Below are 14,019 nucleotides of genomic sequence, written 5' to 3'. Positions count from 1 at the left end.
ACCCGGCTCGCGGGCACTTTCACGGGAAACTTCAGCCGGCGCCGTAGCAGACGTAGCTGGAGGCGGCGGGGGAGTCCGGGAGCTCGGCCTGGGCGCGGGCGAGGGCCGCGGCCGGGGTCAGGCCGGCGGCCAGGTGGCGGTGGTGGCGGACCATCAGGGCGCGGCCCGCGTCGTCGGGGATCGGGAGGACCGTGGCCACCAGGCTCGTCGTGCCCAGGGCCAGCAGGGCCGAGGCCAGGCCCAGCAGCTCGTCGCCCGCGTGGATCGCCGAGCGGCCCGAGTCGCAGCCCGACAGCACCACCTGGCGCGGCGGGCGGCCCAGGCGCTCCAGGTCGTACACCGTCAGCGGGCCGTCGGCGAGCCGCAGCGCCGAGAACAGCGGGTTGTCCGTGCGGAACACCCCGTGCGCCGCGATGTGGCCGAGCGCCGCGCCGTCGAGGGCCGCGAGGACCGGCTCGACCCGCGCGGTGCGGCCGGTGAACCGCCGGGCGCCCGGGTAGCGGCGGGCCAGCGCGGCGGCCTCCGCGGCCGCGTGCGGCAGCCCGGGGCCGGCCACCACGACGTGGTCGCCGCCGGACGCGGACGGCGCCGTCGCCGCGCGGTGCCACAGCGCCGCCGACGGCGCCAGCGACACCGGACGCCCGTGGCAGCCCGGGAGCGCCGGCCACGGCAGCTCGTGCAGCCGCCCGGTCGGGACGAGCACCAGCGGGCCGTCGCCGAGCGGGAGCGGGGCCAGCAGGAGGTCGTCGAGGCGGCGGGCCGTCCGGGCGGCCAGCTCCGTGAACGAGCCGAGGCCGAACGCCGAGCGCCGCAGCGCGAACCGCAGCTCGTCCAGGCGTTCCGCGGCCTCGGCGACCGGGCCGAGTTCGCATCGCCGCACCCGGCCGCCGGTGACGACGAGCGCGGACAGCCGCCCGTCCAGCTCCAGGTACTCCACCAGCGTCGCCGGCCCCAGTGCCGCGGCGAGCGCCGCGCGGCCCGGGATCGATGTGTCCGATGTGGACACTCCGCCGGCGTGCCGGGCGCGGTCGCGCACCGCCCGCTCCAGCCGGGCCTGGCGGCGCAGCAGGGTCCGCGCCTGGCCGGTGCCGGCCGCGAGGTCGACGGCGATCTGGCGCAGCGCGGCGAGGTCCGCGGCCAGGCCCTCGTCGTCCGGTGGCCGGGCCGGCCGCAGCCGCAACGCGCCGGCGTGCCGCAGCTCCGCCCAGCGCAGCACCGCTTCGGGGTGGTCCCGTTCGACGGCGAGCCGCAGCCCGAGCCCGGTCAGCTCGCTCGCGTGGCCCGACGCGTGGGCCCGCAGCTCGCTCGCCCCGAGCCCGGCCCGGAACCGGTCGACCACCCGGACCCCGGCGCGCACCGCGGCGTCCGCGCCCCGGCGGTCGCCGTGCACCAGCCGCAGCAACGCCGTCGCGTGCCAGGCCCGGGCCCGCAGCTCGGCCGGGCCGCCGCGGCCGGCCCGGCCGACGACCGTCAGCTCCGCCTCCGCGACCGCCGGCCGGCCCAGCGCCAGGGCCAGGGACGCGACGATCAGCCGCGCGTCCAGCGCCGCGACCATCCAGCCCGCGCCGGTGAGGGCCGCGACCGTGCGCTGTCCGGACCGGAGCATCGCCGTCGTCCGGAGCCCGCTGTCGCGACGGGCGCGCAGGGCCAGGTAGCCGCCGAGCGCGGCCCAGCCCGGACGGCGCTGCCGGGCCGCGGACCGCTGCGCCCGCGTGGCTTCGCGCAACGCCGTTTCCGGGTCGCCGTCGAGCAGGGCGACCTTCGCCAGGACCAGCCGCGCCTGGACGAGGTCGACGGCGTTGCGACGGCGTTCGTACTCCGCGACGGCGTCCGTCGCGGCTTCGCGCGCCTCGGCGATCAGGCGGACCGACAGCAGCGTCTCGGCGCGTTCGATCGGCAGCAGGCCCGGGTCGGTCCCGGCCTCCTGGTAGCGCGCCGCGGCTTCGTCGTAGGCGGCGAGTGCGGCCGGGACGTCGCCGCGGACCGTGGCGGCGAGCCCGCGGTTCTGCCACACCATCGCCGTCCGTCCGATGTGGCCGGTCGCGGCGAAGCCGGCTTCGGCGCGGCGCAGGTCGTCCTCGGCGCCCCGCCAGTCGCCCAGCCGGGCCAGCACGATGCTGCGGTTGGTGCGGATGGTCGCCTCGATCAGGGTGTCCCCGCCGGCCGCGCGAAGCGTGCCGAGGGCGGCGGCGAACTCGGCGGCGGCGTCACCGAAACGGCTGATTTCGGTGAGCACGACGGCCCGCTGCATCCGCAGCCGCGCCGCTGCCGGCCCGGTCAGCTCGGGCATCGCGCGGTCCAGTTCGCGCAGCGCCCCGGCGGTGCGGCCGGTCAGCGCCAGCACGTACCCGAGGACCCCGCGCGTCTGGGCGGCCCGCTCCCGCAGCCCGGCGCCGTCGGCCAGGCGGACCGCTGCTCGCAGCCGGGTTTCGGCCTCGGCGAGCCGGCCCGTGGACACCCCGGCGAGGCCGAGCGCGTGCTCGGCCACGGCGGCGGCTTCGGCATGACCGTTCGCTTCGTCGAGCGCCGCTTCGGCCAGCGCCCGCGCCTTGGCCGGAGCGGTGAACGCCAGGTCCGCCGCGGCGACGGCTTTCGCCAGGGCGTCGGTCATCGCCGCTTGTGCCCGCTTCGGGCGGTGTGTATCAGATGGAGGGGTTCGCGGATCGGGTTGCCGACCCGTTCACCCATGATCGGTCCCGGAGGGGGACACATGACCCGATACCGCCACCGCGCCGGCGAACTGCTGGTCCATGCCGACGATTGTGCCGCGATCCGCCCGGAACTGGCAGCGTTCGGCTACCACCCGGCCGGGGGTACCGGCCCGCTGCGCCGCTTCACCGGCCCGCGCCCGGTGCCCGAGGTGCTCGCCGCGCTGGGCCGCCGCGGCGCGGGCCCGAACCACCTCTTCGGCCTCGACCGCATCATCTGGGCGGAACCCGGCCTGCGCCCGAAGGCGACCTCCCACGACCTGGCTCCGCTGCCCCCGTCCGACGCGGCCCCCACGGTGGGGGTGATCGACACCGGGATCCTGCTGCACCACGGCGAGCCGCACCCGTACCTCGGCAACCGGGTGGTGTACGACCCGGAGGACACCGTCCGGCCGGACCGCGGCGAGGACGGGAACCCGGCCGGCACGGCCGCGCACGGGACGTTCGTCGCCGGGGTGGTGCTGAAGCAGGTGCCGCCCGCGGTCCGCGTCCGCATGAAGGGGGTGATCGACAAGGCGGACGGTGCGGCCGAAGACCTCGCGGTCGCCAACGCCATCGACGAGCTGCGCGAAGAAGGCATCACCCTGATCAACCTGTCCTTCTCCGGCGCCACTTGGGAAGACGAGCCGCCGAAGGCGATCGAGGCGGCCCTGCGCCGGTTGCCGTCCGACGCGGTCGTGGTCGCCTCCGCCGGGAACCGGTCCAGCCGGCGCCGGGTCTACCCGGCCGCGATCACGCTCGAGTCCGCGGTCCCCGGCGAGTCGCACGCCCGCGTGATCGCGGTGGGCGCGGCCGAACCGACGGAGGACCCGGCCAAGCCGCGCGTGGCCGACTTCAGCAACTACGGTCCCTGGGTTTCGGCGTACGCCCAGGGTGTCGATGTGCTCGGCCCGTACTACCGGCCGGGATACCCGACGCAGCCTGCCGAAGCCTCGCCGCAGTACAACGGTTTCGCCGTCTGGAGCGGAACCTCGTTCTCGGCCGCGATCGTCACGGGCCGGATCGCGGCGAGGATGGCCGACGCCGGCTCGGCGGCGGCCGCCGCCGAGCTCGTGGTCCGCCTGCCGGAGACCGGCCGCGAAGAGACCCCCGTGGTGCACCTGCTCGATGTGAACGGCGAAACTCGGGTCCCGTACGTGCAGGGCCGGCTGCTCGAACCGGGCGTCTAAAGGCTCGCCCAGCCGGTGGTGACCGTCGTGCCGTCCGCGGCGGTCACCGACACCCGGGTCGCTCCCCGGGGCAGGTCCGCCGCCGTGAACCAGCCTTCCTCGCCGATCGGGCGGACGTGGCGTTCGCCCGCCACCTCGACGACCGCGTCGCCGGTGGCCCCGGTGATCAGGCCGCGCAGGGCGACCCGGCCGGCGCCGTACTCCACCTGCAGCTCCACCGACACCCGCGCCGACGCGAACGACAGCAGCCGGACGTCTTCGCCGTCCGCGCGGACCGCGCCGGCCTCCGCCAGGTCCGAGTCGAAGGCCAGCTCCGCCAGCTCGGCGTCGAGGTCGCGGGTGGTCAGGGCCGCGCGGGCCTGGCGCAGCACGAGGTCCGGCACCGGGTCCGCCCGGCCGGCCGCCGCGCGCAGGACGTCCATGAGCTCGTCGTCGGTGGTCACGTCCGGTCCTCCGTTCCGAGCCCGGCCTGGCCGGCCCGCTCGCGCAGGCGGCTCAGGCAGCGTTGCCGGGTCGGGCCGATGCTGCCGACCGGCACGTCGAGCGCGGCCGACACCTCCGCGTACGACGGCGGGGGCGTGGCCATCAGCACCCGCAGCAGCCGGCGGCACTGGTCCGACAGCTTGTCCAGCGCACGCCACAGCGCGGCGTCGCGTTCGTCGAGCAGCAGAGCCGCGTCGACGGCCGGGCCGGGCGCCGGCTCGCTCTGCCAGACCTGGTCGTCGGTGGGGCGCTCCCGGCCGGTGCGGCGGATCTGGCGGAGGCACTCGTGCCGGGCGGTGGTGGCCAGCCAGCCGGGCAGCCGCTCCGGGTCCTTGATCCGGCCGAGGTTTTCGACGAGCTTCAGCCACGTCGTCTGGACGGCGTCGGCCGCGTCGGCGTCGGACAGCCGGTGGGCGCGGGCGATCGACCAGAGCAGGCTCGCGTACCGGTCGACGAGGGCGTCCCAGGCCGCCTGGTCGCCGCGCGCGGCCGCCTCGAGCAGGGTCGTGGTGTCCACTTCACCTCCGGTTGCCCCGCTCAGCCTAACCAAGAGCGGCCCTTCGGACCGGTACGCCATCGGGGGACTCCTTCGCGTCTTCCCCCCGCTCAGCCGATCCGGTGAAAGCCCGGGAAATACCTGAACCGCCGCCCGGGGGCCGTCGTGTGCCCGGTGGGAGTGGTGGAGACGGATCGGGGTGAGGTTCGTGCGGACCTTCGTGCTCGTCTTGCTGGTGGTGGACCTGGTCGCCTGCGGGCAGCCGGTGACGGAGGTGAAGGGCCGGGCGCTGCCGGTGCCGGTGCGCACCGGCGCGGCCCCGGGCGAGCTGCTCGGGGACACGCCGGTGGCGCCGGTCGTCGTGAAGCTCTAGTTGAACGGGTCGAGCGTCAGGTAGGCCGTCGCCGGGTTGCCGTCGTTGACCAGGGATTCGTAGTGGCCGACGTCGTCGAAGGCGAACGCGTACGCCTTGCCGTCGGCCATCTGCGCGTGGATCTTGCGCGCGTAGTGGTTGGTGACGGCGTCCTGGTAGAACGCGGCCGAGCTGGTGTCCGGCTGGTTCGCGTTGGTCAGCAGCGTCGAGCGGTTGAAGCCCGCGCAGAGCGTGCGCGAGATCTGGCCGCGGACGTCGTTGGGCGCGTCGAGGTTCTTGTAGCAGCCGAAGACGCTGTCGGAGTCCGGCTTCTGGAACGCCGTCACGAACCCGCCGGAGGTGGTGGTGAAGTTCATGGTGTTGCCCGAAACCCGGCCGTAGTACTTCACGTTCGGCTGGTCGGCCACCGGGGTCACGGTCAGCGTCGACGAGCTGTACTTAGTCCAGACGCGGTCGATGTAGTCCTGCAGTACGGTCGCGGGCAGCGCGCCGGCCTCGATGCCGTGGCCCGGCGCCAGCGCGCGCAGGACCGTGCCGTCGGAGCGGGTGCGGATCAGGTTGGCCCAGCCGCCCGGCTGGCCGCGCAACGCCGTGTAGAAACCGTTGTAGCCGCCCGGTTTCAGGTGCCCGGTGCTCTTGGTCATGCCGCCCACCGGCTGCACGCCGACCGCGTACGGCGCGGAGAACATGTCCACCTGGGTGCTGTTGATCCAGAGGCCGCCGTCGTTGAGCGTGTACTCCGACCAGTTGAAGAGGATGTCGGCGTTCGGGTCCGACGGGTTCTGGACCGCCGGCTGCACCAGCCCGCCGGTGGCGAGCTTGAAGACCAGCTTCCGCCCGTAGGAGAAGTAGATCCGGCCGGAGAACTTCGGGATCCGGATGGTGATCGACTGGCCGTTCGCGGGGCCGGGGATCGACGCGTCGGGCGCCGGGATCGGCGGCACCGCGCCGCCGGGCCAGGCGTGGAACCCGCCGTTCGCGTCGGCCCAGCCCTGCTGCCCGGTCGCCAGGTTCGTGCCGAGGTCGTAGAGGTACACGGGGTCGCTTCGGCCGGAGTTGTTGGTGATCTTGAGCGGGATCGTCGCCGGGACCGCCTCGGCGGCGGGGGCGGTCGCGGCGACCACCGCGAGTGCCCCGGCCACCACCGCAAGCCGTTGCCACAGGGACGTTTTCGTGCGCACGGGCGCCTCCTCGTCGAGGCCGATGATCGCAAGTTGTTCAGACCATTTCAGCGTCGGTGTCCCGGTGAGCGGTTGTCAAAGGCTGATACTTATCAGCCCCCGTCCGGCCCAACGGCTTCAGCTGCGCGGCCACCACGGCGGCGAGCACGATCGCCGCGCCGAGCAGCTGCCACGGCGTCAGCCGCTGGCCGAGGACGAGCCAGCCGAGCAGCGTCGCGACGACCGGGCTGAGCAGCCCGAGGAACGTCACGTGCGTGGCGGACAGGGCGCGGATGCCGCGGAACCACAGCGCGTAGGCGAACGCGGCGCCGACCAGCGCGAGGTAGGCGTAGCCCGCGAGGTTCGCCCCGGACAGCGACGCCGGCGGAGCGCCTTCGACGGCCAGGGTGACCGGCACGAGCACCAGCCCGCCCGCGACGAGCTGCCAGCCGGTGGTGGCCAGCAGCGGCGCCGGGGACGTCCAGCGCTTGCTCAGCACGACGCCGGTGGCCATCACGACCGCGCCGCCTGCCGCGGCGGCCACGCCGATCGCGTCGAGCCGCGCGGTCGACTGCAGGACCAGCAGGCTGACGCCGGCCACCCCGGCGACGCCGGCGAGCACGGTCCGCCGGGTCAGGCGTTCGCCGAGCAGGCCGGTGGACAGGCCGGCGACGATCAGCGGCTGCAGGGCGCCGAGGGTGGCGGCGACCCCGCCGGGCAGCCGGTAGGCGGCGACGAACAGCAGCGCGAGGAAGGCGCCGATGTTCAGCGTGCCGAGCACGAGCGAGCGCCACCACCAGTCGCCCTTCGGCAGCCGCCGGGTGAGCGCGACCAGCAGCAGCCCGGCGGGCAGGGCGCGGATGACGGCGGCCAGCAGCGGGCGGCCGGGCGGGAGGAACTCGGTGGTGACGAGGTAGGTGGTGCCCCAGATGGCCGGGGCCAGTGCGGTGACGAGGAGGACGGCGAGTCGGTTGTTTAGCACTAAGACAGATTACCTCAGCGCTAAGGTAAATGGCCAGCACCTCACTTATCGCTAAGACATCCGTTACGCTGTGCCGATGGCCGACCACGTGGACCGGGTCCTCGAGCAGTGGCACGCCGAGCGCCCCGACCTCGACGTTTCCCCGATGGCGGTGATCGGCCGGCTGTCCCGGCTCAGCGCGCTGGTCGACACCGAGCTGCGCCGCACGTTCGCCCGCCACGACCTCGACCGCGCGTCCTTCGACGTCCTCGCCACCCTGCGCCGCAGCGGGCCGCCCTACCGGCTGACCCCGACGGAGCTGATGCGCTCGGCGATGGTGACGTCCGGCGCGATCACCCAGCGCCTCGACAAGCTGGAGGCGCGCGGCCTGGTCGAGCGCACGCCGAACGAGGCCGACGGCCGCGGGGTCCGGGTGGCCCTGACCGACGCCGGCGGCGAGCTGATCGACCGGGTGCTGCCGGACCACGTGGAAACCGAGCACCGCATCCTGGGCGCGTTGGGCGCCGGCGAGCGCGAAGAACTGGCCGCGACGCTGCGGACCCTGCTGGAGAGCCTGGGCGGCCCGGGGTCCTAGGAGATCTGCCGGACCGGTTCGCCGCCCAGCAGCGAGTCCAGGTCGATGCGGCCGCCCGCGGCGGCCAGGACGGCGTCGATCGCCAGGTCGACGTCGAGTTTGCGGCCGTGCTGGTCGGCGTACGCGCGCATCAGGTTGCCGATGTGCCGCTCCGGGTTGCGCCAGCTCGGCCACCGCAGGGACGCCTGCTTCGCCAGCCTCGAGAAGTTCGACTGGCGGGTCGTCGCCTCCAGCAGCCACTCCAGGTAGACGCGCATCGCGTGGAAGGCCGTGTGGCCCGGCGTCGCCACCGGGCCGTGGCCGGGCACCAGGGTGCGCGGCCGGAACGTGTCCTGGAGCCAGGCCAGCGCGTCGAGCCAGCCGGGGATCGAGCCGTGCACCGCCAGCGGGGTGTCGCCGATGAACACCAGGTCGCCGGTGAACAGGGTGCCCGAGCGCGGTTCGTGCACCACCAGGTCGCCTGCCGTGTGGGCGACGCCCGGCACGGCGACGACGTCGACCGCCGCGCCGCCCAGGTCGAGCCGGTGCCAGCCGGGCACCGGCCGGACCGCTTCCGGTTCCGGTGGCTCCAGCACGCCCCAGCTCGTGTAGGTGAAGACGTTGCCGTAGGTCTGCGGCCCGGCCTTGACCAGGTCGAGGCTGCCGGGCGCGGCCAAAGCCGTGCCGCCGTCGCGGAGGGCGACGCCGAGGCCGTTGTGGTGCTCGCCGTGGGCGTGCGTGATGACGACCGTGAGCTCCTGCTCGCCGGCGTACTTGCGGACGTCGCGCAGCAGTTCGAGGGTCGCCTGCTCGGTGCCGCAGGTGTCGATCAGCGCGACGCCCTCGCTGCCCTGGATCCAGCCGCTGTTCGCGACGAACCACTCGGCCGGGCTCTTCACGTACGCCACCACTCCCGGCCGCGCGTGCCGGAGCGGGACGATGTTCGATCTGACGGCCGGCATGCTTTCCTCCCCTGAACGGACGAAGCGGTTAACGACGGTGACCGGACCAGGTTGCGCGGATTCTCCGGGAATGTTCGGCCGGGCGCCGGCAGGCGGTCTAGACCAATATGATCCTAGGAGCGGCCTCCGGCGGCTGTCACTGACAGGACCGGACACCGGCGGGTGAACTTTTCCCAGGGGATTCCCGGTGAATTTCGGTCGGGCGACCGCCCGAGAATTTTTCGGATTTCGCCGTGGCCAGGGTCTTGACAGTCGATCACGACCGTCCATACTGGTATATACCTTTATGGGAGGGTCCGGGCCGAAAAAAGAGGGGGACTTCGCGCTCACGGGCCGACGGAAGGTCTGAGGGGTCCTTCCGTCGGCCGCGCGAAGGCCGGTCACCGGCAGTGTTGACACAGATACTGGTACGAACCAGTATGTCTCCTGCCGGCCGGGAGGAGAACTATGGCGGGGGCACACGTCCGGATCGACAACCGGCTGATCCACGGGCAGGTCACCGTGGTGTGGACCCGCCGGCTCGGCGTCCGCCGGCTGGTCGTCTGCAACGACGACGTCGCCGCCGACGAGCTCCAGCTGATGCTGCTCCCGCAGGCCGCCCGCGGGCTGCCCACCGACGTCCTGTCCGTCGCGGCCACGCTGGCCGCCGAGCCGGGCGCGGACGTCATGGTCATCGCGAAACACCCCGAGGACGTCTTCCGGCTCGTCGAGGGCGGGCTGCGGCCGGAGATCGTCAACGTCGGCAACGTCGCCCCCCGTCCGGGTGAAAAAAGCACGATGGTCACCCGCTCGGTCGCGGTCACCGCGGACGAGGCCGACGCCTACCGCAAACTCGCCGCCGCGGGCATCCCGCTGGTCACGCAGCTGCTGCCGCAGGACAAGCCCGCCGATTTCGTCTCGTTGCTCGACCGGAAAGGGCTCTAGCTCCGCATGCTCGTCGCGTTGGCCCTGACCCTCTGGGCGATCTACTGCACGTACGACGGCCTCGGGCCGTTCCTCATCTACGCCCAGCGCCCGCTGATCGCCGGCTCGGTGGCCGGGCTGATCACCGGCCACCCGCTGCTCGGCCTGCTGATCGGCGCGACGCTGGAGCTGGCCGCGCTCGGCGTCTACACCTACGGCGGCGCCACCATCCCGGACTACCAGACCGGCGCGATCGTCGGCACCGCGCTGGCCGCGGGCGCCGCCGGTGCCCCGGCCGCGCAGGCCGCGATCGGGATCGGCGTCGGGCTGCCCGCGGCGATCCTGCTCTCGGCGCTGGACCCGGTGGGCAAGATGGTGACCACCGCGCTGGTGCACCGGGCCGACGGCTACGCCGCCGACGGCAACGCGCGCGGCCTGGCGGTGATCCACTGGGTCAGCCTCGTCCCGTGGGTGGCGGTGCGGGCGATCCCGACGTTCCTGGCCGCGCTCGCCGCGTCCGGCGGGCTGGTCAAGGACATCACCGCGAGCATCCCGGCCGGGTTCGTGCAGGGCATGACGCTCGCCGGCTCGCTGCTGCCGGCGGTCGGCTTCGCGCTGCTGCTCGGCATGATGGAGCTGTCGCGGTACTGGTACCTGCTGCTCATCGGGTTCGTCGGGTTCGCCTACCTGAAACTGCCGGTCCTGGGGATCGCGCTGGTCGGCGTCGCGGTCGCGATGCTGTTCGTGACGCTGAAACGCGACGAACCCGCGCTCGCCGTCCCCGAGGCCGCGGCCGAAGAGCCCGCCGCGGAGGCGAGGCTGACGAAACAGGACCTGCGCCGCGCGTTCCGCCGGTACTTCTGGTCCAGTCAGATCTCCTGGAACTACGAGCGGATGCAGGCGCTCGGCTTCGCGTACTCGATGGAGCCCGTGCTGCGCCGGCTCTACCCCGAGAAGGCCGACTACGTCGCCGGCCTGCAGCGGCACCTGCAGTTCTTCAACACCTCCGTGCTCGTCGGCGGCCCGCTGATCCTCGGCTCCAGCGTCGCGCTCGAAGAAGCCGGCACGCCGAAGTCGGCGGCGAGCACCAAGGTCGCGCTGATGGGGCCGCTGGCCGGCATCGGCGACACCGTCGTGTTCGCGCTGTACAACAGCATCGTCTTCACCATGGGCGCGTCGTGGGCGCTGCAGGGCAACTGGCTCGGCCCGGCCTTCGCCGCGGTGATGGTGCTCGTGCCGTACGCGCTCATCCGGCGCTGGCAGTTCTCCTTCGCCTACCGTGAGGGCAGGAGGCTGGCCGGGCACCTGGCCGCCGGTGCGCTCGCCCGCGTCGCCCAGGGGGCGACCGTCCTGGGGTTCGTCGTGCTCGGCGGGTTCATCCCGTCGATCGTCAAGGTCGTCACCACCCTCACCTACCGGCAGACCACCACGGTCCAGGGGCAGCCGGTGACGCAGGCGGTGGCGATCCAGGACCGGCTCGACGAGCTGCTGCCGTTCCTGCTCCCGGTGCTCGTCACCGCCGGGGTGTACCTGCTGACGGCCAAGGCCCGGCTGCGGCCGGTCTGGGTCATCGGCATCGTCGTCGTCGCCGGGGTCGTCCTGGGGTGGCTCGGCTGGTTCGCGCCGTCGGCCCCGGCGAAGAGTTAGGGGGTTCTCACGATGTCCGTCCCGATCATCCTGGCCGGTCACGGCCGCCTGCCCTCCGGTGTCGGAGAGGCCGCCGAGATGATCCTCGGCCCGCAGTCGCGGCTGAAGGTGTGCGAGCTGAGCCCGCGCGACAGCCCCGAGGAGTTCGGCCGCCGGGTGCTCGAGCTCGCCCACGACGCCGCCGGCGTGCTCGTGCTCGCCGACCTGCACGGCGGCTCGCCGTTCAACGCCGTCCGGGCGCTCGCCGCCGGTCCCGGCCGGCGCATCGAGCTGGTGTCGGGGCTGAACCTGCCGATGCTGCTGGAAGTCCTGCTGCACACGACCGACGACGTCACCGAGCTCGCCGGGGTGGCCCGCGCCGCCGGCCGCGACGGCGTCGTCGACGTCCTGGAATCGACCTGGTGACCGCCGCGCTCCTGCTCGCCGCGCAGGACGTCCGGATCACGCCGGGACCCGGGCACCGGCTCGGCGGGTACCTGGCCCGGCACGGCGTCGCGACCGGCACGCACGACGACCTCGAGGCGTCCCTGATCTGGCTGTCCACCGAGGACGACCCCGGCGTGGTGTGGGTGGCGCTGGACGCGCTCGCGGTCGACGCCGGGCTGACCCGCACCCTGGCCGACGCGGTCGCCGCGGCGGTGGACATCGACCCGGACCGGGTGCTGGTCTGCGCGTCGCACACGCACTCCGGGCCCGAGGGCTGGACCGGCCAGCTGCACCCGGGCCTGCCCGGGCAGCGCGACGCCGGGCTGGTCGGCCGGATGGCGGAGAAGGTCACCGGCGCCGCGCTGCGGCTGCGCGCCTGCCGCGGCCGGGTGCGGGCGCGCTGGCACGCGGGCGAGACCGAGGCCGTCGGCGGCAACCGCTACCGGCCCGACGGGCCGCACGACACGTCGTTCGGCGTCCTCGAACTGCGCCGCGACGACGGCAGCCCGGCCGCGCTGCTGTTCGACTACGCGAGCCACCCCACCGTGCTCGGCCCGGACAACCTCGCCTGGTCGGCGGACTGGCCCGGGGCGACCCGCCGCGAGCTGGCCACCCTGGTCGGCCAGCCGGTCGCGGCGTTCCTGCAGGGCGCGGCGGGCGACGCCAGCTCCCGGTTCGTCCGCCGCGGCCGCGACCACGCCGAGGTCCGCACGCTCGGCGGCCACCTGGCGACGTCGATCGCGCGCACGCTCGCGGCGGTGTCGTCGCCGGCCGCGGCGGCCGGCCCGGTCCGGCTGAGCCGGTCCACGCTGCACCTGCCCTACCGCGAGGTGCCGTCGCTCGAGGACAGCGTGGAGCTGCGCGAGGCGGCGGAGGCGGAGTGGCAGCGCGAGCTGGCCCGCCACGGCGAGGACCACCCGGCGGTCCGGATCGCGCAGACCCGCTACGAGGGCTGCGCGATGCTCGCGACGATGGCGGCGGGCGGCCGGCCCACCGGCTGCGCCGAGGTGCCGGTCAGCGTGGTGTCGCTGGGGGAGATCGCGTGGCTGCACACGCCGTTCGAACTGTTCGCGTCGCTGGGGCTGCGCATCCGCCGCGGCAGCCCGTTCCGCCACACGCGGGTGATCGGCTACACCGACGGGTACCTGGGCTACCTGCCGGACGCCGACGGCCACCGCGACGGGATCTACGAGTCGTACGTGACGCTGTTCGGCCCGGAATCCCCGGACGTGCTGGTGGAGCACTGCCTGAAGGTGCTGCGGGCCCACCAGGCCGGCTGCTGACCCCTCAGCCGGCCGGGCTGCGCCGTGCCTGGGTGAAGACGGTGTAGCGGTCGGCCCGGTACAGCGAGCGGCCGGCTTCGATGACGCCGCCGCTCTGGTCGTGCAGGGTACCTTCGATGATCAGGCACGGCTGGGTGGCTTCGATGCCGAGCAGGGCCGCGTCGTGGCTGTTCGGCAGCACCGCGGAGATCGCGGTGTCGTTCCATTCGGCCCGCACGCCCCAGCGTTCCTCGATGGTGCGGTGCAGGGACTGGGTTTCCCAGTCGAACAGCTCGATGTCCGGGAACCGGTCGACGGACAGGTTGGTGCGCTCGACGGCGAACGGCTCGTCCTCGACGTACCGCAGCCGTTCCAGCCGGAACACCCGCGCACCCGGCGGCACGTTGAGCCGGCCGGCGATGCGGGGGCCGGCGCTCTCGACCTCGGCGTGCAGCACCTTCGTCTTCGGGACCACCCCGCGGGCCTGCATGTCCTCGGTGAACGAGGTCAGCATGTCGATGTGCGCGGCCTGCCGTTCGGCGGTGAACGTCGCGGTGCCGTGCTGGCGGTAGAGGACGCCGTCCGCGACCAGGCGGTTGATCTCCTGCCGCACGGTGCCGCGGGCCACCTGGAAGTGCTCGGCGAGGAACCGTTCCGACGGCATCAGCCGCCCGGGCCCGGCTTCGGTCGCGACGCTTTCCAGGATTTCCCGCAGCTGGTCGCCCTTCGGCCGCCCCGGCTGCAGCGCGTCCGGGAGGCGCAGATCGCTCGCGGGAACGTGTTTCGGACGGGGCATGACTTCAGTATGTCGCGCGCCGCCCACGGAGGTAACACCCGCCGCGGCTGAGACGGGGCTCGGGAGCGGCGGGGCAAAGGTGCGGCAAAGCCGCTTTTC

At 73.9% G+C, this 14,019-nt stretch carries 14 protein-coding genes; 7 read left to right on the top strand and 7 right to left on the bottom strand.

What is annotated here, in order from left to right; genetic code table 11:
- Nucleotides 1-31: 31 nt before the first annotated feature.
- Entirely contained in the window at nt 32-2,611 is a 2,580-nt protein-coding gene (locus AB0J55_RS32930) for a CHAT domain-containing protein (RefSeq protein ID WP_364257375.1), read from the bottom strand.
- A 99-nt stretch (nt 2,612-2,710) separates the two neighbouring features.
- Between AB0J55_RS32930 and AB0J55_RS32925 the strand changes: the two genes are divergently transcribed.
- Nucleotides 2,711-3,877 carry a S8/S53 family peptidase gene (locus AB0J55_RS32925; protein ID WP_364257372.1) on the top strand — a complete coding sequence of 389 codons (1,167 nt, stop codon included), beginning with the start codon at nt 2,711-2,713 and terminating at the stop codon, nt 3,875-3,877.
- Here AB0J55_RS32925 and AB0J55_RS32920 read toward each other — a convergent pair.
- Nucleotides 3,874-4,320, bottom strand: coding sequence for a hypothetical protein (locus AB0J55_RS32920; protein WP_364257369.1), 447 nt, complete (start codon nt 4,318-4,320; stop codon nt 3,874-3,876). The genes AB0J55_RS32925 and AB0J55_RS32920 overlap by 4 nt on opposite strands.
- Nucleotides 4,317-4,877 (bottom strand): sigma-70 family RNA polymerase sigma factor, encoded by a 561-nt coding sequence (locus tag AB0J55_RS32915; RefSeq protein WP_364257366.1) that lies wholly within the window; start codon nt 4,875-4,877, stop codon nt 4,317-4,319. Before AB0J55_RS32915 ends, AB0J55_RS32920 begins: the two co-directional genes overlap by 4 nt.
- Nucleotides 4,878-5,064: 187 nt before the next feature.
- Here AB0J55_RS32915 and AB0J55_RS32910 point away from each other — a divergent pair, with 187 nt between their 5' ends.
- A complete protein-coding gene (locus AB0J55_RS32910; RefSeq protein WP_364257363.1) occupies nt 5,065-5,229 on the top strand; it encodes a hypothetical protein in 165 nt (54 codons plus the stop codon).
- Here AB0J55_RS32910 and AB0J55_RS32905 read toward each other — a convergent pair.
- Nucleotides 5,226-6,410, bottom strand: coding sequence for a glycoside hydrolase family 64 protein (locus tag AB0J55_RS32905; protein ID WP_364257360.1), 1,185 nt, complete (start codon nt 6,408-6,410; stop codon nt 5,226-5,228). The two genes, AB0J55_RS32910 and AB0J55_RS32905, sit on opposite strands and share 4 nt — an antisense overlap.
- Nucleotides 6,411-6,447: 37 nt before the next feature.
- On the bottom strand, nt 6,448-7,371 hold the full coding sequence (locus tag AB0J55_RS32900) for an EamA family transporter (RefSeq protein ID WP_364257357.1): 924 nt from the start codon (nt 7,369-7,371) through the stop codon (nt 6,448-6,450).
- A 76-nt stretch (nt 7,372-7,447) separates the two neighbouring features.
- Between AB0J55_RS32900 and AB0J55_RS32895 the strand changes: the two genes are divergently transcribed.
- Complete coding sequence (locus AB0J55_RS32895) at nt 7,448-7,945, top strand: MarR family transcriptional regulator (RefSeq protein ID WP_364257354.1); 498 nt, start codon at nt 7,448-7,450, stop codon at nt 7,943-7,945.
- On the opposite strand, the gene AB0J55_RS32890 is transcribed toward AB0J55_RS32895, so the two are convergent.
- A complete protein-coding gene (locus AB0J55_RS32890; protein WP_364257351.1) occupies nt 7,942-8,886 on the bottom strand; it encodes an MBL fold metallo-hydrolase in 945 nt (314 codons plus the stop codon). The two genes, AB0J55_RS32895 and AB0J55_RS32890, sit on opposite strands and share 4 nt — an antisense overlap.
- A 447-nt stretch (nt 8,887-9,333) precedes the next feature.
- Here AB0J55_RS32890 and AB0J55_RS32885 point away from each other — a divergent pair, with 447 nt between their 5' ends.
- The 4 genes from AB0J55_RS32885 to AB0J55_RS32870 are packed head-to-tail and all read left to right on the top strand — an operon-like array spanning nt 9,334 to nt 13,145.
- The gene (locus tag AB0J55_RS32885) at nt 9,334-9,810 is read left to right on the top strand and encodes a PTS sugar transporter subunit IIB (RefSeq protein WP_364257348.1); all 477 of its coding nucleotides are present in this window, start codon (nt 9,334-9,336) and stop codon (nt 9,808-9,810) included.
- Between the two features lie 6 nt (nt 9,811-9,816).
- A complete protein-coding gene (locus AB0J55_RS32880) occupies nt 9,817-11,436 on the top strand; it encodes a PTS system mannose/fructose/sorbose family transporter subunit IID (RefSeq protein WP_364257345.1) in 1,620 nt (539 codons plus the stop codon).
- 12 nt (nt 11,437-11,448) lie between these two features.
- A complete protein-coding gene (locus AB0J55_RS32875) occupies nt 11,449-11,841 on the top strand; it encodes a PTS mannose transporter subunit IIAB (RefSeq protein WP_364257342.1) in 393 nt (130 codons plus the stop codon).
- Complete coding sequence (locus tag AB0J55_RS32870; protein WP_364257339.1) at nt 11,838-13,145, top strand: hypothetical protein; 1,308 nt, start codon at nt 11,838-11,840, stop codon at nt 13,143-13,145. The genes AB0J55_RS32875 and AB0J55_RS32870 overlap by 4 nt, the downstream gene beginning before the upstream one ends.
- 4 nt (nt 13,146-13,149) lie before the next feature.
- On the opposite strand, the gene AB0J55_RS32865 is transcribed toward AB0J55_RS32870, so the two are convergent.
- Nucleotides 13,150-13,920: a GntR family transcriptional regulator gene (locus tag AB0J55_RS32865; protein ID WP_364257336.1), complete on the bottom strand. Its 771-nt coding sequence runs from the start codon at nt 13,918-13,920 to the stop codon at nt 13,150-13,152.
- Between the last annotated feature and the right edge of the window lie 99 nt (nt 13,921-14,019).

Origin of the sequence: Amycolatopsis sp. NPDC049688 (assembly GCF_040674975.1) — a bacterium.
Taxonomy (GTDB): Bacteria; Actinomycetota; Actinomycetes; order Mycobacteriales; family Pseudonocardiaceae; genus Amycolatopsis.
This window is presented reverse-complemented; position numbering and strand designations above follow the sequence as displayed.